This is a genomic window from Kitasatospora sp. NPDC004723, assembly GCF_040609255.1.
Lineage (GTDB): Bacteria > Actinomycetota > Actinomycetes > Streptomycetales > Streptomycetaceae > Kitasatospora.
In genome coordinates this window covers 106137-131295 of sequence record NZ_JBEXJT010000018.1, presented here as the reverse complement: position 1 = coordinate 131295, position 25159 = coordinate 106137, and the positions used below count along the sequence as shown (strand labels likewise).

Below are 25159 nucleotides of genomic sequence, written 5' to 3'. Positions count from 1 at the left end.
GAATCCTGGGCGGTGGCGCGCGGGAGGGTCAAAGGCGCGCCGCCGGGTCCGTCAAGTCCGGCCGTGGACCTGACGGATCAGCGTCCGGTCACTTCAGTTCCAGGCCGAAGTGCAGGGCGGTGACCGCCATCCGGTGGGCGTGGTAGAAGCGGTGCGCGCCGTGGTTGGCCGTCCCCGAGTCCAGCTCGATCCGCACGCAGCCGGCCGCCCGGGCCCGCTCCCCGAGCACCGTGAACAGCCGCCCGCCGATCCCCGCCGAGCGGGCCGCCGGCGCGGTCACCAGGTCCTCGACGAAGAGCAGCCGGCCCCGGCTGGTGGCCAGCACCCGGTGGGTGGCCACCGCCAGGCAGCGCCCCCGCTCGTCGTAGGCGGCGGTGAAGACCAGCCCCTGGGCGTGCGCCTCGGCGGCGAAGGCGGCGAAGGCGTCGGCCCCGAGGGCCGGGCGCAGCGCCCGGATCAGCGGTGCGACGTCCCGGTGCAGCTCGGGCGTGCCCGGCCCGATGTCCACCACGGTCAGTTCCATGTCCCGTTCCCCCCGCGGGTCGTGGCGGCCCGGGTGCCCGGGCGCTCCCCGGGAGGCTACTGCCCGGCGCCGTACACCGCGAGGAACGCCGTGACCCCGTTCGCGACGACCTCGTCGATCCGCTCGGGCGGCATCGGGAGCGCGCCGTAGAAGGTGGGCTGGGCGACGGCGAGGAAGGTCAGCAGGTTGAGCATCCGGGCGGCCTCCTCCGGGTCCGGCACCACCAGCAGCCCGCGCTCGGCGAACTCCGCCATCCAGTGCGTCAGCACCCGGTGGGTCTCCCGCGGACCGGCCTCCTGCCAGGCCTCCAGCAGCGCCGGGCGGATGTGCAGCGCCTCGGCCTCGATGGTGCGCACCAGCGCCCAGTGCTCGGCGAAGGTGGTGAGCGAGTCGACCCGCTCCAGGCCGAAGTCGATCAGGTCGGTGCGCAGGTCGACGATCTTGCGCAGATGGCGGTCGGCGATCCTGGCCTGGGTGGCGGCCACCGCGGTGGCGCCTTCCAGGACCACCGACTGGAACAGCTGCTCCTTGTCGGCGAAGTGGTTGTAGATGGTGCGCTTGGAGACGCCCGCCTCGGCGGCGATGGCGTCCACGCTGGTCCGGGTGAAGCCCTCGCGGCCGAACACCGTGCGCGCGGCGCGGGCGATCGCCACCCGCTTCTCCGGCATGCCGCGGCGGTCGCCGCCCGGTCCGGCGGCCGGGGGCGTGGGGGCGGTCGTGGCCTGCGGGGTGGTCTGGTCGGTCACGGGAAACCCTCCTTGCGGTGCACTACATCGTGTAGTTTACGACACACTTGACGTGAAGCGGACTTGAAGTCCTACGCTCGACAGACGTCCGGAAGCCCCAGGAGGGAAGGGTTCCATGGCCGTTCAGCTGAACCACACGATCGTCCCGGCGCGGGACGACGAGGAGACCGCCCGCTTCCTCAGCGAGGTCCTGGGCGTCGCCGCCCCGGTGCGCAGCGAGCCCTTCCTGGTCGTCCGGCTCGCCAACGACGTCGCCCTGGACGTGATGCGGGTCGGCGGGCCGGTCCCCACCGGGCACTACGCCTTCCTGGTCGGCGACGAGGAGTTCGACGCCATCCTCGACCGGGTCCGGGAGCGCGGGCTCACCTACTGGGCCGACCCCTTCCACCGCCACGCGGGCCGGGTCAACGACTGGTTCGGCGGGCGCGGCGCCTACTTCGAGGACCCGAGCGGCCACAACCTGGAGATCATGACCCGGGCCTCCGGCGACAGCCGGTGAACCGGCCTGATGGGGCGTCAACTCCCGTGGCCGGAAACCTGACAGAGATCGGATGCGGACGGGGTTGCTCCGCCCCCGGGCGGGTTAGCCTCCCCGCATGATCGAGACCAAGGGGCCGGTGTACCGGCCCGGCGACGCCGAGTACGACGCCCACCGGACCGGCTACAACCTCGCGCTGGACCACCGCCCGGGCCTGGTGGTGGTCGCCGCCGACCCGCAGGACGTGTCCACCGCCGTCCGGTACGCCGCCGCGAACGGCCTCGCGGTCGCCGTCCGCGCCACCGGCCACGGCATCTCCGTGCCCACCGACGGCGAGCTGGTGATCGACACCGCCGGGCTGGACGGCGTCACCGTCGACCCGGCCGCGCGCACCGCCACCGTCGCGGCCGGCGTCCGCTGGCGCGAGGTGATAGCCGCCGCCGCCCCGCACGGCCTCGCCCCGCTCAGCGGCTCCAACCCGGACGTCGGCGCGGTCGGTTACACCCTCGGCGGCGGCATCGGCCTGCTCGGCCGCCACCACGGCTTCGCCGCCGACCACGTCCGCCGGCTGGAGGTGGTCACCGCCGACGGCCGGCACCGCACCGCCACGCCCGCCGCCGAGCCCGAGCTGTTCTGGGCGCTGCTCGGCGGCAAGGACAACTTCGGGATCGTGACCGAGATGGAGATCGGCCTCGTCCCGTGCACCGGCCTGTACGGCGGCGGCCTCTACTTCCCGGCCGAGTCCGCGGCCGCCGCGCTGCACGGCTGGGCCGCCTGGAGCCGGACCGTCCCCGAGCAGCTGGCCACCTCCGCCCAGCTGATCCGCTACCCCGACCTGGAGGCCGTCCCCGAGCCGCTCCGCGGCCGGTACGCCGCCGTGCTGCGGGTCGCCTGGAGCGGCCCGGCCGGGCAGGGCGAGGAGTGGGTGCGCCCGCTGCGGGCGTTCGGCACCCCGCTGCTGGACACGGTGCGCGAGCTGCCCTTCACCGAGGCCGGCACGATCCACCACGAGCCGCCGTTCGCGCACCCCGCGAGCGACCGCAACAGCACGCTGCGCGCGTTCACCGCCGCCACCGCGGACGCCGTGCTGGACCTCGCCGGGCCGGACGCCGGCAGCCCGCTGATCGTCGAGATCCGGCTGCAGGGCGGCGCGTACTCGCGCGAGCCGGCCGTGCCGAACGCGGTCGGCGGCCGGGACGCCGAGTACCTCGCCTTCTCCACCGGAGTGATCGGCCCGTTCGCCCTGGAGGAACTGCGCGCCGCGCACAGCGCGCTGCACGAGAGCCTGCGGCCGTGGTCCACCGGCGGGGCGCTGGCCAACTTCTTCGGGATGGACGACGCCGACCCGGCCACCGTGCGCACCGCCTACCCGGAGCCGGTCCACCGGCGGCTCACCGAGCTCAAGGCGGCGTACGACCCGGGGAACCTGTTCCGGCTCAACTTCAACATCCCGCCCGCCTCCTGATCCCTTCCTGGTCCCCGCCTCCTGGTCCCCGCCTCCCGGTCCCGGCGGTCCGATCCCTGCCACGCTGTCCTCCTGACCTGGTGTTCTGCCCGTTCGGCCGGTCCTTCGGGGCCGGCCGTCGGCGTGCCCGGCAACGGTTCGGGGCCGGTCCGGGCTCTGGTCGGGTGAGGAGGTACTCATGAGAGCCAAGAAGGCCGAGCGGGACGCGGAGTTCAACGCGTTCGTGACCGGTGCCTGGCCGCGTCTGCTGCGCACCGCGTTCCTGCTGACCGGGGACCGCTACCTGGCGGAGGACGTCGTCCAGACCGCACTGGAGCGGACCTACGCCGCCTGGGGGAGGGTCACCCGGGCCGACGAGCCGTACGCCTACGTGCGCCGGATCGTGGTGAACGAGCACGCCCGCCGCTTCCGGCGCCGGGTGCCGGAACAGCTGGTCACCGCCGTGCCGGAGCGGACCGGCCCGGACGGCTTCGAGCGGCTGGACGACCGGGCCGCGCTGCTGGCCGCGCTCGGCACGCTGCCGCCCGGGCAGCGCCAGGCGGTGGTGCTGCGGTACTGGGAGGACCTCAGCGAGTCCCAGGCCGCCGCCGCGATGGGCTGCTCGGTGGGCACGGTCAAGAGTCAGGCGTCGAAGGGCATCGCCAAGCTGCGTGGGCTCTCCTCACTCATCACCATGACGAGCATCGGAGGTGCGGCATGAACCGCGACGGGACGCCCGTGGACGCGGCGGTCGAGGGCGACGAGGAGGTGGCCCGGGCGCTGGCCGGGCTGGCCGGGACGGTGGAGGCGGGTCCGGCGCCGTACGCGGCGGTGCTGGCAGGCGGCCGGCGGCGGGCGGTCCGGCGGCGGGCGTCGCTGGGCGGCGTGCTGGCGCTGGCTCTGCTCGCCACGGCGGGCGGTGTCGCCGCGGTGAGCGGCGGGGTCGGCGGTCCGGCGGCCGGCAGCGCGACGGTGGCGGTCTCGTCCGCCGACGTCGCGGCCGTCCTCCCGGGCGCCGCCCCGGCTGCGGCGCAGGGCCCCCGGGACCCGCTCGTCCCGACCCGGATCCAGGTGCTCGCGGGCACCGAGGAGGGCAAGCCGTGGAGTGTCTGGGCGGCCCTGTGGCCGGCCCCGGGCAAGGAGCGGATCCACGAGCAGGCCCGGCGGATCTGGGAGGAGGACGCCGCCGCCGGCTACCCGTGGCCCGCGCCGACCGAGGCGTACGTCAACGAGTACGGCACCCCGGACGCCGACCACGTGGTCTTCTACTACGTCCTGGACGGCAAGCGCCTGGCGACCCCCGCGGAGGCCCTCGTCGCACCGCCGGGCTCCCCGGTGGGTCTCCTCTACGGCGATCCGGACTCCTCCGGCAAGGTCTGGCTGGGCCGCCAGGCCAAGAACGGCGAGGCCGACCCGCTGTTCCACGTCCCGAAGGCCCAGGCCGGGCTGATCCGTCCGGGCGTCGCCCGCGCCGAGGTGCGGTGGACCGACGGCGTCAGCGCCGAGCCGGCCATCCTCGGCCTCGGCGACTCCGAGGCCCGTTGGATCGCCGTCGCCAAGCGCGGTATCCCGGCCGAGCTGCGGCTCTTCGCCGCCGACGGCAAGCTGATCGCGACCGAGAAGAACTGGCTGGACAGCTGACCGACCGCCGGAGCCGCGTGCCATCCCCGGCACGCGGCTCCGGCGCAGCCGTCAGTGCGCGCCGAGCGGGCTCGGCCGGGTGGCGCCGTCCGGCTCCGCGTCGTCGGGCTCGGCGCTGTCCGGCTCGGCGCTGTCAGGCTCCGCGCGGCCCGGTTCGGCCGGCAGCCGGTTCCGGACGCCCTGGGCGGTGAGCGCCAGCGGCCGGTAGCCGAGCGCGGAGGCCGAGGCGTGCGCCCGGTCGGCGAGGTCGCCGGCCCGCTCGGCGTCGCCCTGCTGGAGGGCGGCCTCGGCGAGCCCGACCAGCGCGTGCAGCTCGGCCCGCCGGTAGCCGAGCCGGCCGGCCACGGTGAGCGCGGCGCCGTACCGGGCGGCGGCGGTGGCCGGACAGTCCGTGGCCAGCGCGGCGGCGCCGGTGGCGTTGAGGCACTCGGCCTCCGTCCAGCTGTCGCCGTGCGACTCGGCCGCGTGCAGGGCCTCGCGGGCCGCGGTGTGGGCCTCCTCGGTGCGCCCGGCCTCGGCGTGCAGCCGGCTGAGGACGGCCAGCACCAGCGCCTCGGCCCGGCGGTGGCTGCCGGTGCGGCCGAGCGAGAGCGCCGCCCGCAGTGACTGGACGGCGTTCCCGGGCCGGCCCAGCGCGGCGTGGGCCATGCCGAGTTCGGCCAGCGCCATGGTCTCCAGGGCGTCCGAGCCGATGGTGCGGGCCAGCCGCAGGCAGCGGGTGTAGTGGCGGTAGGCGTCGGGCCGGTTGCCCGAGTCGAACTCGGTGCGGGCGAGCGCGGCGAGCGAGACGGCGAGGCCCAGCGGGTCGCCGTTGCGGGTGTGCAGTTCGACGGCCTCGGTGAGCAGCGTCCGGGCCTCGGCCAGGTGGCCGCGGATCCAGGCGGCGCGGCCGAGCTGGTCGAGCGCCGCCGCCGCGATCTGCGGCCGGCCCAGTTCACGGGCGAGCGCCAGGGCCTGCCGGGCGTAGTCCTCACCGGCCGTGATCCGGCCGGAGTTGTGGTTGGCGTCGCTGAGGTTGATCAGCATGACCGCCTCGGCCCTGCGGTCCCCGGCCTGCCGGGCGGCGGCCAGACCGGATTCGGCCAGCCGGGACCACTGGGTGAGCCGGGCGTGCTGCTTGCAGAACGGCCGCAGCGCGTCGGCGAGCTGCCAGGCGACCGGGAGCGGCCCGTGCTCGGCGGCGTACCGGACGGCGGCGGTCAGGTTGGCGAACTCCGCGGACAGGTCCCCGTCGCCCTCCCGGGCGGCGCACCCCGTCTCGGGGGTGACCACGCCCGCCTGGTCGACGCTGCGGCGCGGGGCGGGGCCGCCGCTGCCCGCCGCGGCGGCGGTCGCCACGTACCAGCCGAACAACCGGCCGAGCGCGGTGGTCCGTTCACCGGCCGTCAGCCGCTGGTGGGCGCGCTCGTGGGCGAAGAGCTGCAGCAGCTCGTGCGGGAACCGGTAGCGGTCCTCCACCCGCTCCAGCAGGTTGGCGACCTCCAGCTCGCGCAGCTGCCGCTCGGCCGTGGCCGGCGGCGAACCGGCCATCGTGGCGGCGGCGTTCACGGTGAAGTCCGGCCCGGGGACGAGCCCGAGCAGGCAGAAGAAGGTGCGGACGTTGGTGCGCAGCAGGTCGTAGGAGAGGCCGAGCGAGCCGGCCAGCGCGGTCTGCGCCTCGTCCGGCGCGGAGAGCGCGGCCACCCGGTCGACGGTGAGCTCCCGGGCGATCCGGCCGAGCGGCACGTCGGAGCGGTAGGCCGCGTTGGCGGCGACGATCCGCAGCGCCAGCGGCAGTCCGGCGCAGAGCCGGACGATCTCGTCCACGGCGGCCGTGTCGTCGTCCTGCCCGGGCTGGAGCAGCGCGGTCACCAGGCGGTGCGCCTCGGCGGCCGGCAGCACCGGGACGACGAGGCGGTGCGCGCCCTCCCGGACGGTCAGGCTCACCAGCCGGCGGCGGCTGGTGACCAGCACCGTGCTGCCGCCGCCCCCGGGCAGCAGCGGCCGGACCTGGTCGGCGTCCCGGGCGTTGTCCAGCACCACCAGGACGCTGCGGCCGGCCAGCAGCGAGCGGTAGAGGCCGATCCGCTCGTTGACGCCCTGCGGCACCCGCTCGGCGGGCACCCCGAGGGCCCGCAGGAAGCCGCCGAGGACCTCGGCGGGGCCGGCCGGCGCGGCCCGGCCGTGGCCGTGCAGGTCGGCGAAGAGCTGGCCGTCGGCGAACAGCGGCGCGGCCCGGTGGGCGACGTGCAGGGCGAGCGCGGTCTTGCCGACCCCGGCGGTGCCCTCCAGGCAGACCAGCGACAGCGTGCCGTCGGCGGGCCGCAGCAGCTCGGCGAGCCGGTCGATGTGCTCCCGGCGCCCGGTGAACCCCCGCGGGCCAAGCGGCAGTTGGGCCGGCCGGGGAACGTCCGGGGCGATCGTCCGGGGCGCCGGCGGGGCGGGTGGCTGCGCTGGTTCCACCGCTCCGGCCGTCGGTACCGGCACCGGCACCGGCACCGGCACCGGGACCTGCGGCCGGTCCCGGACCTCGGCGGGCGCGGGCGGATCCGCTGGGGCCAGCCGCAGGACCCGCTCCTGGGCGGCGCGCAGGTGCGGCCCCGGGTCGAGGCCGTGCTCGTCGGCGAGCAGCCGGCGGACCCGCTCGTACACCTCCAGCGACTCCGCCTGCCGCCCGGACTGGGCCAGTGCCAGCACCAGCTGGGCCTGGAACCGCTCGCGCAGCGGGTGTTCGGCCGCCAGCCGGCGCAGTTCCGGGATCCGGCCGGCCAACCGGCCCAGCTCCAGTTCCAGGTCGAAGAGGTCCTCCAGCGCGCCGAGCCTGGCCTCGGCCAGCCGCAGCCGCAGCGGCTCGATGCCCGGCCCGTCCACGCCCTGGGCGAGCGGCCCGCGCCAGAGCGCCACCGCCTCGGTGAACGCCTCCGCGCCGCCGGCCGCGTCGCCGTTCGTCCGCCGCGCCCGCCCGTCGACGAGCAGTTCCTCGAACCGCTCGACGTCCACCGTGCCGGGCGCGGCCAGCACGTAGCCGGCATCCGTCCAGGCCAGGGTGGCCAGTCCGGCGAGCGCCCGGCGCAGGCCGGAGACGTACTTCTGCACCAGGTTGACGCTGCGCCCGGGGGCGTCGGCGCCCCAGACCAGCTGGACGATCCGCTCGGTGCGCACCGGACGCCCGCTGTTGAGCAGCAGGACCGCGAGCACCGCCCGCTGCCGGGGCGGTCCGAGGTCCGCCGCGAATTGTCCCCGTCTGACCCGTACCGGTCCGAGAACCTCGAACCACACGTCGTCAGCCAACGCTCCCCCCAAAGCCGTTGTGACGTCTCGCCCCCACGCGGACGTTATCACCGGCCGTGGGAGGGGCCCCGGATCGTTACCGCATCGTTTGTGTAGGCTCCGCCAATCCTGGGCAGGGACATGACCGACGCCGGTGTGCCGCCGCCCTCCCGGCGGATCCCCCTCCCGGGTCCCTTCCCCCCGCTTCCCGCCGCTTCCCGCGTCCTTCCCGGCGCCTTCAGCGGACGGTCAGCGCGGCGCCGGACAGTTGCCGCAGGCCGGGAGCCGCGAGGTCCCCGGCCGTAGCCGGTGAGGGGGCCGGCCCGTCGTACCGAGGCCGTTCCGCGGTCGGGCCGTCCTTCGAGCCGTTTGTCCGGGAAACCGATGTTGCCAACCGGGGGGATCTGCATGAACGCCACACCCGAGCTGCTGAGACTGGCGGACTCCGAGGAGTCCCGGAACCACGCGCCCACCACCGAGTTGACCTTCGCCTCCACCGTGCCGCGCGACCTGGTGCACCGTGCCGCCATCGCCGAGGTGTTCGTCACCGACTCGGCCCGGGTCGGCGATCCGGACCCGGAGAGCGACGAGCACACCTTCGAGGTCGCCGCCCAGCTGCCGCGCGCCCACGTCGTCGGCGAGCGCGGCGGGAGCTACGACTTCCTGCTGCTGGTCGAGGTCCTGCGCCAGTCCGGCGTCCTGGTCGCGCACCGCTACCTGGACGTGCCGCTGGACCGCGCCTTCATCTTCAGCTCGCTGAACCTCACCATCTCCGGACTGGAGGCCCTGCGGATCGGGCCGCGCCCGGCGCACGCCGTGCTCTCCACCACCGTCCGCCCCAAGCGCAACCCGGCCGGCCGGGTGCTCGGCTTCGACTTCACCGGCGTCTTCTGGCTGGACGGCGTGCAGGCCATCGTCGGCTCCGGCGCGCTGACCTTCGTCACCAACCGGGCCTTCCAGATGCTGCGGGCCGGCAACCGCAAGAAGCTGGAAGGGCGTTCGCCGCGCCACCCGCAGCTGCTGCGCTCCGCGCCCTCCCTGGTCGGCCGGCGGGACGCGTCCAACATCGTGCTCACCGAGCCCGCCGTCAGCGAGTCCGGCACCGCCTCGGCGCTGCTGGTGGTGGACACCGACCACCCCCACCTGTTCGACCACAAGCTGGACCACGTGCCCGGCAACCTCCAGCTGGAGGCCGCCCGCCAGCTGTCCGTGGCTGCCGTCGCCAAGCTGCACGGCCTGCCCGCCGAGAGCCTGGTGGTCACCGCGGCGAAGGCCGATTTCACCGACTTCGCCGAACTGGACCTGGTGACCAAGGCGGTCGCCGAGGTCGGCGACGCCAGCTTCGACGGCGCGCTCGGCGCCGTGACCGTCCCGGTCGCGATCACCGTCTCCCAGGAGGGCAACACCGTCGCCACCCTCGGCGTCGAGGTGACCCAGTGGAGCTGAACCACCTCGTCCCGTCGGCCGACGGCATCGACACCGTGGTCCTCGACTACGGCGGCGTGCTGACCAACCCGCTCGCCGAGACCTTCACCGAGTTCGGCGTGCGCACCGGCCTGGACCTGCAGGCCATCGGCACCGCCTTCGCGGCCGCCACCGCACGCCACGGGATCAGCCCGATGGCGGAGCTGGAGGTCGCGGCGATCACCGAGCAGGAGTTCACCGAGCGCCTGCTGGCCGAGCTGCCGCCCGGCTCCGCCGCCGCCCTGGGCGGCCGGCCGTTCGGTGAGCTGTGGTTCCAGGGCCGTCGGGCCAACGCCCAGCTCGTGGACTTCGCCCGGCAGTTGAAGTCCGGCGGCTACCGGATCGCGCTGCTCACCAACAACGTGGTGGAGTGGCGTCCCCGCTGGCAGGCCACCCTCCCGGTGGAGGAGCTGTTCGACGTGGTCGTCGACTCCTCGGCCGAGCGCGTCCGCAAGCCGGACCCGGAGCTGTACCTGCGGCTGCTGGAGCGGCTCGATGCCCCGGCCCGGCGCTGTCTGTTCATCGACGACACGGCCGAGAACCTCGACGCCGCCCAGCGGCTGGGCTTCCACACGGTGCTGTTCGAGAACACCGCGCAGACCGTGCGCGACGTCTCCGAGCGGCTGACCGCCCAGGCCCTGCGCGAGGTCTCCAGCCGGCTCGGGCACCCCCTGGCGGAGGACCTCGGCCGCCCGGCCGACGGGGCGCTCCGATGACGGCGCCGCAGGTCCTCGTGGTCGGGGCCGGCCCCACCGGCCTGACCGCGGCCTGCGCCCTGCTCCAGCACGGGGTGCCGGTGCGCCTGGTGGACCGCCGGGAGTGCTTCGCCGCCGAGCCCAAGGCCCTGGTGATGTGGAGCGGCGCCCTGGAGGCGCTGCACCGCCTCGGCGTGGCCGACGCCGTCGCCGAGCGGGCCCTGCCGCTCACCGGCGCCTCGTACTGGTCGAACGGGCGCCGGCTGGCCGGCGTCTCCTTCGGCACGCTGACCGGCACCCGCTTCCCCGGGCCGCTCTGCGTGCCCCAGCCGGTCACCGAGGAACTGCTCTACGAGCGGCTGCTCGGCCTCGGCGGCCGGGTCGAGTGGGCCACCCGGGCCACCTCGGTCGAGGCGGCCGGCGATCGGGCGGTGGTCCGGCTGGAGTCGGCCGGCGGCGCGGTCGAGACCGTGGCCGTCCCCTGGCTGATCGGGGCCGACGGCGTCCGCAGCACCGTCCGCGAGGCGCTCGGGATCCCCTACGAGGGCAGCAGCTACGACCGGGAGTTCGTGCTCGGCGACGGCCGGATCGCCGGCGACCTGCCGCCCACCGAGGCGCAGTACCACCTGAGCCCGGACGGCGTGCTCGTCCTGGTCGCCCTGCCCGAGGGCGGCCACCGGATCTTCTTCGACCTGCCCCCGGGCAGCCGGACCGGCCCGCCGGACAACGCCGAGCTCCAGCAGCTCCTGGACGCCCGCGGCCGCGGCCGCTGGACCGTCGAGGAGACCTGGTGGACCAGCCGCTTCCGGGTGCACACCAAGGTGGCCGCCACGTTCCGGCAGGGCCCGGTGTTCCTCGCCGGGGACGCCGCGCACGCCCACAGCCCGGCCGGCGGCCAGGGCCTCAACACCGGTGTCCAGGACGGCTTCGACCTCGGCTGGAAGCTGGCGGCCGTGCTGCGCGGCGGCGATCCGGCGCTGCTCGACAGCTACGACCCGGAGCGCCGTCCCACCTCCGCCCGGGCGGTGCGCAACTCCGAACGGCAGACCAGGCTCTGGCTGCTCAAGCCGCGCCCGGCCCGCGCCCTGCGCGACCTGCTGCTCGGCGCGCTCTCCCGCAGCGGCGCCCTGGAGCGCCGCATCGTCCCGGAACTCGCCCAGCTCGACCTCGATCTGACGGCCAGTCCGGCCGTCGGGCGCACGCCCGCGCCGGGCGGTCCGACCCCCGGCCGACGGCTCGGTGACGCCCCGCTCCGCCCGATGGGCGGGACCGGTGCCACCTCCCTGCACGGCTACCTCGCGACCGGACGGCACACCGTGCTGGTCGCCGGAGCCGGGCAGGAGGCCGCGACGGCGGCCGAGGAGGCCGCCACCGAGCTGACCCGGCGCGGCGTGCGCGATCTCGCCGACGTCCTGCTGCTGCTGCCGCCGGACGGGCCCGTGCCCGTACCGGCGGGGCCGTCCGGCCACGACCTCGCGGCCGGCCGGCTGCCGGGCGGGCAGGCCGGGGCGGCGGCCCTGGCCTGCCATCTGCGCCCGGACGGGGTGGTGGCCCGGGTCGTGACCCTGGACCGGCCCGGCCGGGTGGGCGAGCTGCTCTCCGCGCTGCCGACCGGGCAGCGCTCCGCCACCCCCGCTCCGTGAGGTTCCCGATGCTCAAGCGACTCGGCCGGGCGGTCACCGCCCGGCCCTGGTCCGCCCTCCTCTTCGTGGTGATCTTCCTGGTCAACGCGCTGGTCGTGGGCACCGGCGTCACCGACCGCCTGCACAACGGCGGCACCTCCGACCCGGGCTCCGAATCGGCGCGCGCCGCCGTGCTGCTGGAGCAGTCCTTCCCGGCCAGCTCGCCCAACCTCGTCCTGGAGGTCTCCGCGAAGGCCGGCGGCTCGGTGGACGCCCCCGAGGCGGCCCGGGCCGGTGCCCGCCTCGGCGAGCGGCTCGCCTTCGAACCGGACGTCGTCGGGGTCACCTCGTACTGGCAGACCGGCGTCGAGGGCCTGCGCTCCGCCGACCGCGGTACGGCGCTGATCGTCGCCCGCATCGAGGGCGACGAGAACCACGCCAAGGACGTCTTCGACCGGCTGGCCCCGCGCTACCGGGGCAGCCCGGCGGGCCTGGAACAGCTGGACGTCCGGCTCGGCGGCACCGTCGCGGTCCGCGAGGAGATGCAGTCCACCATCGCCGACGACCTGGTCCGGGCCGAGCTGATCGCGCTGCCGATCACCCTGCTGATCCTGGTGCTGGTCTTCCGCGGCCTGATCGCCGCCCTGCTGCCGCTCGCCGTCGGGATCTGCGCGATCCTCGGCACCAACGCGGCGCTGCGGGTGATCACCGGCTTCACCGAGGTCTCGGTCTTCGCCCAGAACCTCACCACCGCGCTCGGCCTGGGCCTCGCCATCGACTACGCGCTGCTCATCGTCCGGCGCTTCCGCGAGGAACGCGAACGCGGGCTGGAGGTCCGCGAGGCCGTCGCCACGACCCTGGACACGGCCGGCCGCGCGGTGCTGTTCTCGGCGCTGACCGTCGCCGTCTCGCTCTCCGCGATGCTGGTCTTCCCGCTCTACTTCCTGCGCTCCTTCGCCTACGCCGGCATCTCGGTGGTGCTGATCGCCGCCGCCGCCGCGCTGGTCCTGCTGCCCGCCCTGCTCACCCTGCTCGGCGGCCGGATCGACGCGCTCAAGATCCGGCTGCCCGGCGGCGCGGCGCGCTCCGGCCGGGAGCCCGGCGCGGGCTGGCACCGCACCGCCACCCTGGTGATGCGGCGCGCCCCGCTGTTCGCGCTCGGCATCACCGCCCTGCTGCTGGTCGCCGGACTGCCCTTCCTGCGCGTCCAGTTCGCCGCCGCCGACGACCGCCAGCTGCCCACCGGCTCCGAGGCACGGGTGGTCCAGCAGACCATCCGGGAGGGCTTCACCGCCAGCGCCACCGGCGTCATCGACGTGGTGGTGCACAGCGGGGCCACCGGGACCACCGGCGCCGGCAGCCCGGACCGCGAGGAGCTCGGCCGGTTCGCCGCCAAGCTCTCCGCGCTGCCCGGCGTCACCGAGGTCTCCACCCCGCTCGGCGACTACCGCTCCGGCGCCCCCTCCGGCGAGTCCGGTCCGGCCGACAGCGTCCGTACCGCCGACGGCCTCGGCCACCTCTCGGTGGTGCCCGCCGCCGGCGGGGGCGACGTCTCCCAGGCGAACCAGGACCTGGTCGGCGAGATCCGCCGGGCCGGCGCCGACTTCCCCGCCCTGCGGCCGGTGGTCGGCGGCCAGGCGGCCACCCTGGTCGACAGCAAGCACGCCATCGCGGTGCGCCTGCTGCCGGCCGGCGCGCTGATCGTCGGAGCCACCCTGCTGCTGGTCTTCCTGCTCACCGGCAGCCTGCTGATCCCGCTCCAGGCGGTGCTGCTGAACGCGCTCAGCCTGACCGCGATGTTCGGTGTCGTCGTCTGGGTGTTCCAGGACGGCCACCTGTCCGGCCTGCTCGGCTTCACCCCGACCGGCGCCGTCGAGACCACCCTGCCGGTGCTGATGTTCTGCGTCGCCTTCGGCCTCTCCATGGACTACGGGGTCTTCCTGCTCTCCCGGGTCAAGGAGGAGTACGGCCGCGGGCACGACCCGCGCAAGGCCGTCGCCGACGGCATCCGGCACACCGGCGGGCTGATCACCGCCGCCGCGCTGATCCTCTCGGTGGTGCTGGTGGCGATCGGGACCTCCCGGATCACCAACACCAAGATGCTCGGCCTCGGCGTCGCGCTCGCCGTGCTGGTCGACGCGACCGTGGTGCGCTGCCTGCTCGTCCCCGCCGTGATGGCCCTCGGCGGCCACGCCACCTGGTGGGCCCCGGCGCCGCTCAAGCGGTTCCAGGAGCGCTTCGGGCTGCGCGAGGAGTCGCCCGCCCCGGCGGGCGGCGCGGGCGGTGCGGACCGGCCGGACTCCGGTCCCGGCCCCGACGGCCGGCACGACCCCGATCCCGACCCCGGTCCGGGGCCCGTCCTCGCCGCGAAGGAGTCCTGATGACCGACCAGCGCACCCCGCCGGGCCGCGTCGTGGTCACCGGCGCCACCGGACTGCTCGGCACCGCCGTGGTCCGCGAGCTGCTGGCCGCGGGCCACGAGGTGACCGCCCTGGTCCGCGACCGGGAGAAGGCCGGGCGACTGCTGCCCGCCGACGAACGGCTCACCGTCCTGGCCGGCGACATCACCGACCCGGCCGGCTACCGGTCGGCCCTGCCCGGCGCGAGCGGCGTCATCCACACCGCCGCCTACTTCCGGGAGTACTACCAGCCGCAGCCCGACCTGGGCCGGCTGCACGCCGTGAACGTCGACGCGGTGACCACCCTGCTCCGCGAGGCGGTCGACGCCGGGGTGCCCCGGGTGGTGCACACCAGCTCGATCAACACCATCGGCCGGGGCACCACCGGGTTCCCCGCCGACGAGGACACCCCGCCGCCCGCCGACTGGCAGCGCAACGGCTACCGGGCCAGCAAGGTCCGCGCCGAACAGGCCGTCACCGAGTTCTGCGCCCGCGAGGGGATCACCGTCCCGCTGGTGCTGCCCGGCTGGATGTGGGGACCGGGCGACGCCGGACCCACCTCGGCGGGCCGGCTCTTCCTCGCCGTCGCCCACGGAGACCTGCGCGCCGTCCCCCGGGCCGGCAACCACGTGGTGGACGCCCGCGACGTCGCCGCCGCCTGCGTCCGCGCGCTGACCCACGGCACCGGGCTGCGCCGCTACATCGTCGCCGGCTCCTGGTACGGCCTGCACGACCTGGTCACCGGCATCGCCGCCGCCACCGGCGCCACCGCGCCCCGGCAGATCCCGGCCGCCGCGGCGCTCGGCTTCGCGACCGCGCTGGAGTACGGCGCCAGGCTGCGCGGCCGGCCGCCGGTGGCCACCCGCGAAGGGGTCCGGGTGCTGCTCGACGGCACCCACACCCGGCTCTCCTCCGCCCGCGCGGAGCGTGAACTCGGCATCACCTTCCGCCCGCTGGCGCAGACCCTGTCCGACGAGGCGCGCTGGTACCGCGAGCAGGGGCGGCTGCCGTCATGACCCCTCCCACGCCCCCCTCCCCGTCCCCCGCTCCCACCCTGCCCCCGGACCCCGCTCCCACCCCGTTCGACGAAAGGGCCGCGACCGTGCCCCGTTCCAGGAAGACCGCCCTGCTGACCGTCGCGGCCGCACTGATCGCCCTGACGCCCGCGGTGGCCGCCGTCGCGGTCCGCGCCGACGACTCCCCGAAGCCCGGCACCCCGACCGCCGCCGCCACCGGACCGGCCGCCCCCGCCCCGGCCCCCGGCGCCGAACAGGCCGCCGCCGACACCAAGGCCCGGCTGGCCGCCGAGTCCGTCGTCGACGTCCCGGTCCGCTTCACCGTCCAGAACGTCAACCGCACCCTGGCCGCCTGCCCGGTGGACGGCAAGACCTACCAGGTCACCGGTCACCTCACCGCGCCCAAGGCGGTCCTCGACGGCGGTGCGGGCCCGCGCGCCGTCACCCTCTACGAGCACGGCATCGCGGCCGGCGAGTGGTACTGGCGCCTCGACGCCCCCGGCTACCACCACACCGAGGAACTGGCCAAGAAGGGCCACGCCTCGCTCACCATCGACCGGATCGGCTACGGCGGCAGCGACAAGCCCGACGGTTTCGGCAGCTGCATCGGCGGCCAGGCCGACATCGCCCACCAGATCGTGGAGCAGCTGCGGGCCGGCAGCTACCGGACCGAGCAGGAGGGCCGCGCCGCCGTCCCGTTCGACAAGGTCGTCCTGGCCGGCCAGTCCAACGGCGGCCAGGTCTCCCAGATCGAGGCCTACTCCTTCCAGGACGTCGACGGCCTGGTCCTGATGGACTGGACCGACCTCGGCCTCACCCCGCAGGCCAACGCGCGCTTCTTCTCCTCCCTGCAGACCTGCCTGCGCGGCGGCTCGGCCGCGGACGGCGCGGGCGGCCCCGGCGGCTACGCCTACTACGACCTCGGCAGCGAGGAGTTCAAGGCCGGCAACTTCCACGACACCGAGCCCGGCGTGGTCGACCTCTCCGCCCCGCACCAGAACCGCCACCCCTGCGGCGACATGGCCTCCCAGCTCGGCTCGGTCCTGGTCGACCTGCGGCACCTCAAGGACATCAAGGTGCCGGTGCTCTTCCTCTACGGGGAGAAGGACGCCCGCGTCCAGGGCGGCGCCGAGCACCGCGCGCTGTTCACCGGCACCACCGACACCCAGCTGATCGAGATCCCCGGGGCCGGCCACTACATGGGCATGGCCCGCAACGCCCCCCAGGTCCACGCCTCCCTCGCCGACTGGCTGACCAAGCACCAGTTGCGCTGAACCGAACGCCGGCCGGGGGCGGCACCGTCCCCCACCTCATGTCTGGAGACCAGTTGTCATGACGCTCACCCTCGAACCCGGGGTCGACCAGCGGGTGCCGCTGCTGCGGAGGCTGGGCCGACTGCTGGTCGACCGGCGGCGCGCGGTGCTGATCGCCGGCACCGTCGTGCTGGTCGTCGCCGCCGCGCTGGGCGCCGGCGCGCAGAAGGCGCTCTCGCTGTCGCGCTTCGAGGCGCCCGGCTCGCAGTCGAACCGGGCGGAGCAGCTGCTGCACCGTGAGTTCGGCCACGGCAGCCCCAACATGATCCTGCTGGTCACCGCCAAGCACGGCACCGTCGACGACCCCGCCGTCGCCGCCGCCGGCCGGGCGCTGGCCGAAGAGCTCGGCGCCTCGGCCGGCGTCCGGACCACCGGCTCCTACTGGGCGCAGGGCAACAGCCCCGCGCTCGCCGCCACCGACCGCGGCAAGGCCCTGGTCACCGCCTGGCTGGACGGCACCGCCACCGAGTCCCGCGAGCGGCTCGCCGACCTCTCGCCGAAGTTCACCCGCGAGACCGCCGACGTCAAGGTCGAGGTCGGCGGCCAGGACGAGGTCTTCCGACAGGTGGGCGCCCAGGCCCGGAAGGACTTCCTCGGCGCCGAGGCGATCGTGCTGCCGATCGTCCTGCTGCTCCTGCTCGCCGTCTACCGCCGCTGGTCGGCCGCCGGGCTGACCATCGGCGTCGGCCTCTTCTCGGTGCTCGGCACGCTGACGCTGCTGCGCGGGGTCACCGCCTTCACCGAGGTCTCCACCTTCGCCGCCAACCTGGCCCTGGTGATGGGCCTGGGGCTGGGCATCGACTACAGCCTGTTCATGATCTCCCGGTTCCGCGAGGAGTCCGCGGCCGGCCACGACAAGCACACCGCCGTGGTCCGCGCCGTCGAGCGGGCCGGCCGCACGGTGATCTTCAGCGGCATCACCGTCGCCATCTCGCTGCTCGCCCTGTTCGCCTTCCCGTTCCCCTTCCTGCGGTCCTTCGCGTACGCGGGCGTCTTCGTGGTGCTCACCGCGATCGTCGGCGCCGTCGTCCTGCTGCCCGCCGCGCTCGCCGCCGTCGGGCACCGGGTGCTGCGGCCGGGCGCCGCCGGAGCCGCCCGCCCGGTCGAGGATGGCCGCTGGTACCGGCTCACCCGCCGGGTGATGGCCCGCCCGCTGGTCTGGGGCACCGCCGTGGTCGCCCTGCTGCTGCTCGTCGGGGCGCCGTTCCTCGGCGTGAAGTTCGGCCTGCCCGACGAGCGGGTGCTGCCGGCCGACGCCACCAGCCGGGTGGTGCAGCAGCAGGTCCGCGACGGCTTCCCGGCCCGCGAGACCGACGCCCTCCAGGTCGTCGCCACCGGCGTCGCCGACCCGAAGGGGAGCACCGGGCAGACCGAGGCCTACGCGGCGAAGCTCTCCACCCTGCCCGGCGTCTTCCAGGTGGACACCTTCACCGGCTCCTACGCCGGCGGAAAGCTGCGCACCCCGCCGACCGCCGACTCCGCGCGCTTCGCCACCGGCTCCGGCGTCTGGCTCACCGTGATCCCCGAGGAGGCCGCGCTGGCCGGGGACATGCCCGGGCTGGTCGGCAAGGTCAGGGACGAGGCCGCGCCCTACCAGGTGCAGGTCGGCGGCTTCCCGGCCGACATGACCGACTTCCGCTCCCGCCTGCTCGGCGCGCTGCCCCTGGTGGCGGGACTGATCCTGGTGCCGACCTTCATCCTGCTCTTCCTGATGACCGGCAGCCTGCTGATCCCGGCCAAGGCCACCGTCTCCAACCTGCTCAGCCTCACCGTGATGTTCGGCGCCCTGGTCTGGGGCTTCCAGGACGGCCACCTGGCCGGCCTGCTCGACTTCACCTCGGCCGGGTCGATGGAGCCCAGCATCCCGATCCTGATGTTCTGCATCGCCTACGGGCTGTCGATGGACTACGAGGTCTTCATCGTCTCCAGGATCAAGGAGGAGCACGACCGCGGCGTGGACACCGAGACCGCCGTCGCGACCGGCATCCAGCGCAGCGCCCCGCTGATCACGGCCGCCGCGGGCATCCTGGCCCTGACCTTCGCGGTCTACGCCACCGGGTCGGTCGTCTTCCTCAAGGAACTCGGCGTCGGCCTCGCCCTCGCCGTCCTGGTCGACGCCGTGCTCGTCCGGGCGATCCTGCTGCCCGCCGTGATGCGCCTGGCCGGCCCCGCCAACTGGTGGGCCCCCGCCCCCCTCCGCCGCCTCCACGCCCGCTTCGGCCTCACCGACTGACTCACCCCCGTCCCGGGGCGGCCCCCGCCGCCCCGGGACACCCACACGGCCCAGAACGCGAAGGACCTGCAACGCGAACGGCCCCGGAGAGAATCTCTCCGGGGCCGTTCCGCCTTTTCAGGCTCCTGTGGCCAGGGCCGGGGTCGAACCGGCGACCTTCCGCCGCCCAGGCCGAACCGGGGCGTTGACCTGCCCCGGTTCGGGAGGTCCCTGCTGTCCGTGGAAAGCCGCCTTCGGACGCCGTCGTTCGGGCCGATCGGCGCCGGCGCTGGCGTCGACCGGCGTCGCTTCGCATGTGCTGGGTGTGCTCAGTAGGGGAGCAGGCCGGTCGTGATCAGCTCGAAGTCGAACGGCTCCGGGATAGGGATGGTCTCGCCGAACACGATGTCCTCGCGGCGGTGGTACTTCGTGCCGTCGGGTCGGCTGAAGAGCGTGACCGCCTTCTCCCTTGCGTCGATCACGAGGTAGAGAGGGATTCGCATGAGCGGGTAGTCCCGTACCTTCCCCACCCAGTCGTTCTCCGGGTTGGACGGTGAGACCAGTTCGACGGCAATCGCAGCAACCTCGGCAGGAACCTGGTTGTCCCTGGTCGTGAGTGCATCGTCCGGCAGGTACGTCAGGTCGGGATTGCGGCTCTTGCCGACACTGGGCGAGACGAGGTCCGTGTTCTCGCTGGGCAGCAGTCCTGCCGGGGCGTGCGCGTCGAACTGGCGGCGCACCACCAAGAGATTCCGTTGGTGAATACCCGAGGGGCTGACCATCATGACGATGGTGTCGCCGGAGAGTTCGACCTTGAACCCGTCCGGCAGGCTCCTGCGGGCCTCTTCAAGGAGCGCGAAGTGCTCGGGGTCCATGCGCGGTGCCCTTCTGGGTGAGTCAGCCGGTGCTCCAGCCTAGTCGGCGAGTCTGCCGTTGGCCGGGTTCCTCTACGCGTCAGGTTCAGCCGAGACGTGCACGGGCCGGTCCCGGTCGGCCGACGCGGCAGCTGACTGTGGGCGCATGCCTGCCTCGGCTTTGGCGGACGTCATCATCGGAGATCGGGGGTCCCGCCAGGGTCGCAGCGAGTACTACGAGTTCCTGGCGATCGACCGCCCGCTGAGCCGCGAGCAGCAGGAAGAGCCCTTGCCCAGCTCGGCGACCTGGTCTTCGGTGAGTCCGCCGCGGTTGATCACCATGTGGACCAGATCTGTTCAATCGGCACAAAAATGCCCCCGAAGCGGACTGCTTCGGGGGCATCGTGCCTTTTCAGGCTCCTGTGGCCAGGGCCGGGGTCGAACCGGCGACCTTCCGCTTTTCAGGCGGACGCTCGTACCAACTGAGCTACCTGGCCGTACTGCACCGTCTCTTGCGAGACGAGCGATCCCGACGGGACTTGAACCCGCGACCTCCACCTTGACAGGGTGGCGAGCTAACCAACTGCTCCACGGGACCTAGGAGTGGCGAACCACTTCAGGTCTTGCGGCACAACACTTTACTACGGTACTGCGTGCCCCCAACGGGATTCGAACCCGTGCTACCGCCTTGAAAGGGCGGCGTCCTGGGCCACTAGACGATGAGGGCTTGCGGCCTGTCCGGCTGTTTCCAGCGTTCGGGGACGTCGAGAAGCATATGGGATGTCGGGCCGAACGCCAAAACGGGTTTCGGCCGGGCGGGCGGCGGGGGTCAGGACCAGCCCAGCTCGTCGAGTTCGTGGTCGTCGAAGCCGAAGTGGTGGGCGACCTCGTGGATGACCGTGGTGCGGACCTCCTCGACGACGCGCTCGCGGTCGTCGCACAGGCGCAGGGTCGGGCCGCGGTAGACGATGATCCGGTCCGGCAGGACGCCCGCGTACCACTCGCCGCGCTCGGTGAGCGGGGTTCCCTCGTAGAGGCCGAGCAGCTCCGGGTCGGCGGGGTCGGGCTCGTCCTCGACGAAGACGGCGACGTTGTCCATCATCGCGGCGAGTTGCGGCGGGATCCGGTCCAGCGCGTCGGCGACCAGTACCTCGAACTCTTCCCGGGTCATCTCCACCGGTTCATTGTCGGGTCTGCGATGACGGTGTGCCAGGCGGTCGGAGCCGGTGTTTCATGGGGCTGTGGCGACCTCGGAGGACGTGGTGGTGGACGGTGCGGCGGCCGGTGCGGTGCGACGGCGGCCGCCGGTGCTGCGCGGGCAGGGGCCGGCGGTGGCCGTGGTGGCCGTCGGCGGGGCGCTGGGCGCGAGTGCCCGGTACGGCGCGGGGCTGCTGTGGACGACCGGGCCCTCGGCGTTCCCGTGGACGACGCTGCTGGTGAACGTGGTGGGGTGCGCCGTGATCGGGGTCTTCCTGGTGGTGGTCACCGAGGGCCGGCCGGCCCATCCGCTGCTGCGGCCGTTCTTCGGCACCGGCGTGCTCGGCGGGTTCACCACCTTCTCGACGTACGCGGTGGACATCCGCCGGCTGCTGGAGGAGGGGCGGCCGGGACCGGCCCTGGCGTACCTGGGGCTGACCCTGGTGGCGGCGATGGCGGCGGTCTGGGCGGCGGCCGCGGTGACGCGCCGTCTGCTGCTGCGCGGGGCCGGGAGGCGGGCGTGAGCGGGGAGACGGGTGCGACGGGCACGGCCGGTGCGGCGGATTCGCGGCTGGGCGGGCCGGCGCTGCGGCTGACCGTGCTGGTCGGCGAGAACGACCGGTGCCACCACCGCCCGCTGTACAGCGAGATCGTGCACCGGGCGCGGGCCGCCGGGCTGGCCGGGGCGAGCGTGTTCCGGGGGGTCGAGGGGTTCGGCGCGTCCTCGATGGTGCACACCGCGCGGCTGCTGTCACTGAGCGAGGACCTGCCGGTGGCGGTGGTGATCGTGGACACCGAGGAGCGGGTGCGGGCGTTCCTGCCCGAGCTGGGGGAACTGGCGGTGGAGGGGCTGGTGACCCTGGAGCGGTGCGAGGTGCTCCGGTACGCCGGGCGGGCCGGCGGGTCGGCGACGGGGTCGGGCCCGGCGACGGGGGAGGGCGGGGCGTGAACTGGCTGCTGGTGGTGGCGGGCGCGATGGTCGGCGCGCCGCTGCGGTACCTGACCGACCGGGCGGTGCAGTCCCGGCACGACTCGGTGTTCCCGTGGGGGACCTTCGTGGTGAACGTGTCCGGCTGTCTGGTCCTCGGGCTGGTGACCGGGGCGGTGGCGGTCGGCGCCGCGTCCTCGCACGTCCAGCTGCTGCTCGGGACCGGGCTGTGCGGTGCGCTGACCACGTACTCGACCTTCTCGTACGAGACGCTGCGGCTGGCCGGGAGCGGGGCCGGGCGGTACGCGCTGGCCAATGTGGCGGGCAGCGTCGCGGCGGGCCTGGCGGCGGCGTACGCGGGGGCGGGGCTGGCCTCGGCGCTCTGGGGCTGAGCGCGGCGTTCCGGGGCCCGTCCGGGTGCTTCCGGGGCCCCACCCGTGTCCGGGAGCCCGGCCGGCGCGTTGGACACCCGCAAGGGTGGCCGTGCGCGGTGGGTGGGCGGTCCGGGCGGGGCGGGTGCAGGAGAGGGACTCGGTGGCGGCGATGCGTGCGGTGCGGGTGGTGCGTGCGGTGACGGAGCGGGAAACGGCGGTGGTCCGGAGCGCCGTGGTGCGCGGCGCGGCGGTGCTGGCGGTGGCCGGGCTGGGGCTGACCGGCTGCATGTCGGTCGGGCCGGGTGCGGAGGAGAAGCGCGGTGTGGTGCCGGTCGGCCAGGTCGGAACGCCGACCAGGCCGGGGGCGACCCCGTCGGCCTCGCCGAGCGGCGGTGGACACCCGGGGGGTGCGGCGGGGCGGTCGGAGCGTGCGGCGGGCGCGCAGGCCCAGAGCGCGCCCACCGGGGGGATGAACGCGGCGCCCGGTGAGTCGGTCGGCGGTGCGGTCGGTGCGGCGGGTGCGGGCGGCGGCAACGGCGGGGGCGGTGCGATGGGCGCGCCCGCCGGTGTGGAGCCGGTGCCGGCGGCGGCCCCCGGTGAGGCCGCGCCCGGCGCGACCGGCACCGCAGGGGGCGCGAGCGCCAGTCCCGCGCCCCGTCCGGGCGCCGGCGGCACCGGCACGGGCGGAGCGGCCGGGGGAGCGGCGGGCAGCGGCGGGGCAGGCGGCACCGGCCACCCCTCCGGCGGGGCCGGGGGCACCGCGGGCGGCGGAACCGGCGGTTCCGGCGGCTCGACGGCGCCCGCCCCGGCGGCTAGCCCGACCGGGCACGCGTCCTCCCCGGAGCCCGGCCACACCACGCCTCCTGCCCCGACCGCCACCACGGCCCCGGAGCCGACCTCCGCCCCGAGCGTCACCGCGCCCACCAGCTCCGGTGCACCGGGCGGCCACTGAGCCCCGATCCACAGCCTGGCCAGCGCATTTGCCTCCGATCCCCAGGCTCCTCTATGGTGGTAGATCGTTCGTTTGATCCATTTGACTGGCGCCCTATTCGCATCTGGCGCCCTTGGCGCGTTCCGGCGATCCGTGGCTGACCGCATAGAGGCGGTTGTGAAACAGAACCCCGGACTTTGGCGCGTGCCACTTCCGGAAGGTTTTGCATGTCTCTCGTTGACGACGCCCGCTTCGCCATGCCCGCGAGCGAGTCCGCCGCCGATGCCACCACCGCCCCCGCCGAGGCCGACGCCGAGCTGATCGCCGCCGTCGACGCCGTCGAGGACACCGACACCGACACCGACGCTGCCGACAGCGACGCTGCCGCCGACGAGGCTGTCGAGGCCGACGAGGCCGACGACGCCGAGCCGACCATCACCTTCGGCGACCTGGGCCTGCCGGACGAGATCGTCCGCGCCCTCGCCAAGCGCGGCGTCACCACCCCGTTCCCGATCCAGGCCGCGACCATCCCGGACGCCCTGGCCGGCAAGGACGTGCTGGGCCGCGGCCGCACCGGCTCCGGCAAGACCCTCAGCTTCGGCCTGCCGCTGCTGACCCGCCTCTCCGACGGCGAGCGCACCCGCGCCAAGCACCCGCGCGGCCTGATCCTCGTCCCGACCCGCGAGCTGGCCATGCAGGTCGCCGACGCCCTGGAGCCGTTCGGCTCGGTGCTCGGCCTGCGCCTCAAGGTCGTCTGCGGCGGCACCTCGATGTCGAACCAGATCTACGCGCTGGAGCGCGGTGTCGACGTCCTGGTCGCCACCCCGGGCCGCCTGCGCGACCTGATCAACCGCGGCTCGGCCAAGCTCGACGACGTCCAGGTCGCCGTCCTCGACGAGGCCGACCAGATGGCCGACATGGGCTTCCTGCCCGAGGTCACCGAGATCCTCGACCAGGTGCCGGCCGGCGGCCAGCGCCTGCTGTTCTCCGCCACCCTGGAGAACGAGATCGACACCCTGGTGAAGCGCTACCTGAACAGCCCGGTCACCCACGAGGTCGACCCGTCGGCCGGCGCCGTCACCACCATGACCCACCACATCCTCGTGGTGAAGCCCAAGGACAAGGCGCCGATCACCAACGCGATCGCCGCCCGCAAGGGCCGCACGATCATCTTCGTCCGCACCCAGATGGGCGCCGACCGCGTCGCCGAGCAGCTGGTCGAGGCCGGTGTGAAGGCCGACGCGCTGCACGGCGGCATGACCCAGGGCGCCCGCACCCGGGTGCTCGGCGACTTCAAGGACGGCTACGTCAACGTCGTCGTCGCCACCGACGTCGCCGCGCGCGGCATCCACGTCGACGGCATCGACCTGGTGCTCAACGTCGACCCGGCCGGCGACCACAAGGACTACCTGCACCGCTCCGGCCGCACTGCCCGCGCCGGCCGCTCCGGCACCGTCGTCACCCTGGTGCTGCCGCACCAGCGCCGCGGCGTCTTCCGCCTGATGGAGGACGCGGGCGTCGACGCCGGCCGTCACATCCTCGACCACGCCTTCGACGCCGAGGTGGCCCGGATCACCGGCGCCCGCTCGCTGGTCGAGGTCCAGGCGGAGAGCGCGGCCAACATCGCCGGTGCCGCCGAGCGCGAGGTCGCCGACATGACCCGCCAGCTGGAGCGCGCGCAGCGCCGCGCCGCCGAGCTGCGCGACGAGGCCGACCGCCTGTCGGCGCGGGCCGCGCGCGAGCGGGCCGAGCTGGGCATCGAGGACGAGACCCCGGCCGCCGAGGCCGAGACCGAGGGCGCGACCGCCGCCGACGAGACCGCCGCCCCGGCCGCGGCCGAGCCGGCCGCCGCGGTGGCCGAGGAGCGCGCGCCGTCGTACCGCGAGGCGCGCACCGAGCGTCCGTCGTTCAACCGTGACCGCGACGACCGCGGTGGCCGTTCCTTCGGCCGGGACCGTGACGAGCGTGGTGGCCGTTCCTTCGGCGACCGCGAGCGTGGTGGCCGTTCGTTCGGTGACCGTGACCGCTCGTTCAACCGCGACCGCGACGACCGTGGTGGCCGTTCCTTCGGCT

At 74.7% G+C, this 25159-nt stretch carries 21 protein-coding genes and 3 tRNA genes; 16 read left to right on the top strand and 8 right to left on the bottom strand.

From position 1 onward, the window contains the following. Positions 1-88: 88 nt before the first annotated feature. The gene (locus ABZW10_RS19680) at positions 89-523 is read right to left on the bottom strand and encodes a GNAT family N-acetyltransferase (RefSeq protein WP_355367092.1); all 435 of its coding nucleotides are present in this window, start codon (positions 521-523) and stop codon (positions 89-91) included. A gap of 56 nt (positions 524-579) precedes the next feature. After that, complete coding sequence (locus ABZW10_RS19675) at positions 580-1269, bottom strand: TetR/AcrR family transcriptional regulator (RefSeq protein ID WP_355367089.1); 690 nt, start codon at positions 1267-1269, stop codon at positions 580-582. A gap of 115 nt (positions 1270-1384) precedes the next feature. Here ABZW10_RS19675 and ABZW10_RS19670 point away from each other — a divergent pair, with 115 nt between their 5' ends. The 4 genes from ABZW10_RS19670 (at position 1385) to ABZW10_RS19655 (ending at position 4832) form a co-directional block, all read left to right on the top strand. Continuing rightward, complete coding sequence (locus tag ABZW10_RS19670; RefSeq protein WP_355367086.1) at positions 1385-1768, top strand: VOC family protein; 384 nt, start codon at positions 1385-1387, stop codon at positions 1766-1768. 97 nt (positions 1769-1865) lie between these two features. Then, positions 1866-3212 carry an FAD-binding oxidoreductase gene (locus ABZW10_RS19665; protein ID WP_355367083.1) on the top strand — a complete coding sequence of 449 codons (1347 nt, stop codon included), beginning with the start codon at positions 1866-1868 and terminating at the stop codon, positions 3210-3212. Positions 3213-3390: 178 nt separating this feature from the next. Continuing rightward, positions 3391-3912 carry a SigE family RNA polymerase sigma factor gene (locus ABZW10_RS19660; RefSeq protein ID WP_355367080.1) on the top strand — a complete coding sequence of 174 codons (522 nt, stop codon included), beginning with the start codon at positions 3391-3393 and terminating at the stop codon, positions 3910-3912. Next, a complete protein-coding gene (locus ABZW10_RS19655) occupies positions 3909-4832 on the top strand; it encodes a hypothetical protein (protein ID WP_355367077.1) in 924 nt (307 codons plus the stop codon). Before ABZW10_RS19660 ends, ABZW10_RS19655 begins: the two co-directional genes overlap by 4 nt. Before the next feature lie 51 nt (positions 4833-4883). Here ABZW10_RS19655 and ABZW10_RS19650 read toward each other — a convergent pair whose 3' ends face one another. Next, positions 4884-8102, bottom strand: a complete 3219-nt coding sequence (locus ABZW10_RS19650; RefSeq protein ID WP_355367074.1) for a BTAD domain-containing putative transcriptional regulator — start codon at positions 8100-8102, stop codon at positions 4884-4886. Positions 8103-8489: 387 nt separating this feature from the next. Between ABZW10_RS19650 and ABZW10_RS19645 the strand changes: the two genes are divergently transcribed. From ABZW10_RS19645 to ABZW10_RS19615, 7 genes are all read left to right on the top strand, one after another. Continuing rightward, entirely contained in the window at positions 8490-9527 is a 1038-nt protein-coding gene (locus tag ABZW10_RS19645) for a ScbA/BarX family gamma-butyrolactone biosynthesis protein (protein ID WP_355367071.1), read from the top strand. Further along, positions 9518-10261 carry an HAD family phosphatase gene (locus ABZW10_RS19640; RefSeq protein ID WP_355367068.1) on the top strand — a complete coding sequence of 248 codons (744 nt, stop codon included), beginning with the start codon at positions 9518-9520 and terminating at the stop codon, positions 10259-10261. Before ABZW10_RS19645 ends, ABZW10_RS19640 begins: the two co-directional genes overlap by 10 nt. Continuing rightward, complete coding sequence (locus tag ABZW10_RS19635) at positions 10258-11883, top strand: FAD-dependent monooxygenase (RefSeq protein WP_355367065.1); 1626 nt, start codon at positions 10258-10260, stop codon at positions 11881-11883. The genes ABZW10_RS19640 and ABZW10_RS19635 overlap by 4 nt, the downstream gene beginning before the upstream one ends. Positions 11884-11891: 8 nt before the next feature. Then, positions 11892-14243 (top strand): MMPL family transporter, encoded by a 2352-nt coding sequence (locus tag ABZW10_RS19630; protein WP_355367062.1) that lies wholly within the window; start codon positions 11892-11894, stop codon positions 14241-14243. Then, complete coding sequence (locus ABZW10_RS19625) at positions 14243-15277, top strand: NAD-dependent epimerase/dehydratase family protein (RefSeq protein WP_355367059.1); 1035 nt, start codon at positions 14243-14245, stop codon at positions 15275-15277. The genes ABZW10_RS19630 and ABZW10_RS19625 overlap by 1 nt, the downstream gene beginning before the upstream one ends. 86 nt (positions 15278-15363) lie before the next feature. Next, positions 15364-16551, top strand: a complete 1188-nt coding sequence (locus tag ABZW10_RS19620) for an alpha/beta hydrolase (protein ID WP_355367056.1) — start codon at positions 15364-15366, stop codon at positions 16549-16551. Positions 16552-16609: 58 nt separating this feature from the next. Continuing rightward, on the top strand, positions 16610-18823 hold the full coding sequence (locus tag ABZW10_RS19615; protein ID WP_355367053.1) for an MMPL family transporter: 2214 nt from the start codon (positions 16610-16612) through the stop codon (positions 18821-18823). 308 nt (positions 18824-19131) lie between these two features. On the opposite strand, the gene ABZW10_RS19610 is transcribed toward ABZW10_RS19615, so the two are convergent. From ABZW10_RS19610 to ABZW10_RS19590, 5 genes are all read right to left on the bottom strand, one after another. Further along, positions 19132-19677 carry a Uma2 family endonuclease gene (locus ABZW10_RS19610; RefSeq protein WP_355367050.1) on the bottom strand — a complete coding sequence of 182 codons (546 nt, stop codon included), beginning with the start codon at positions 19675-19677 and terminating at the stop codon, positions 19132-19134. A 402-nt stretch (positions 19678-20079) separates the two neighbouring features. Then, a tRNA-Phe gene (locus tag ABZW10_RS19605) sits at positions 20080-20153 on the bottom strand. Between the two features lie 27 nt (positions 20154-20180). Then, a tRNA-Asp gene (locus ABZW10_RS19600) sits at positions 20181-20254 on the bottom strand. 56 nt (positions 20255-20310) lie between these two features. Further along, positions 20311-20383, bottom strand: a tRNA-Glu gene (locus tag ABZW10_RS19595). Between the two features lie 102 nt (positions 20384-20485). Beyond that, on the bottom strand, positions 20486-20827 hold the full coding sequence (locus ABZW10_RS19590) for a metallopeptidase family protein (protein WP_355367122.1): 342 nt from the start codon (positions 20825-20827) through the stop codon (positions 20486-20488). 118 nt (positions 20828-20945) lie between these two features. On the opposite strand from ABZW10_RS19590, the gene crcB (ABZW10_RS19585) reads away from it, so the two are divergent. The 5 genes from crcB (ABZW10_RS19585) to ABZW10_RS19565 form a co-directional block, all read left to right on the top strand. Next, on the top strand, positions 20946-21377 hold the full coding sequence (crcB, locus tag ABZW10_RS19585) for a fluoride efflux transporter CrcB (RefSeq protein WP_355367119.1): 432 nt from the start codon (positions 20946-20948) through the stop codon (positions 21375-21377). Then, the gene (locus tag ABZW10_RS19580; RefSeq protein WP_355367047.1) at positions 21374-21802 is read left to right on the top strand and encodes a DUF190 domain-containing protein; all 429 of its coding nucleotides are present in this window, start codon (positions 21374-21376) and stop codon (positions 21800-21802) included. The genes crcB (ABZW10_RS19585) and ABZW10_RS19580 overlap by 4 nt, the downstream gene beginning before the upstream one ends. Next, a complete protein-coding gene (gene crcB / locus ABZW10_RS19575; RefSeq protein ID WP_355367044.1) occupies positions 21799-22173 on the top strand; it encodes a fluoride efflux transporter CrcB in 375 nt (124 codons plus the stop codon). Before ABZW10_RS19580 ends, crcB (ABZW10_RS19575) begins: the two co-directional genes overlap by 4 nt. Positions 22174-22315: 142 nt before the next feature. After that, positions 22316-23107 (top strand): hypothetical protein, encoded by a 792-nt coding sequence (locus ABZW10_RS19570; protein WP_355367041.1) that lies wholly within the window; start codon positions 22316-22318, stop codon positions 23105-23107. 206 nt (positions 23108-23313) lie between these two features. Next, on the top strand, positions 23314-25159 hold a 1846-nt coding region (locus tag ABZW10_RS19565), incomplete at its 3' end, for a DEAD/DEAH box helicase (protein ID WP_355367038.1).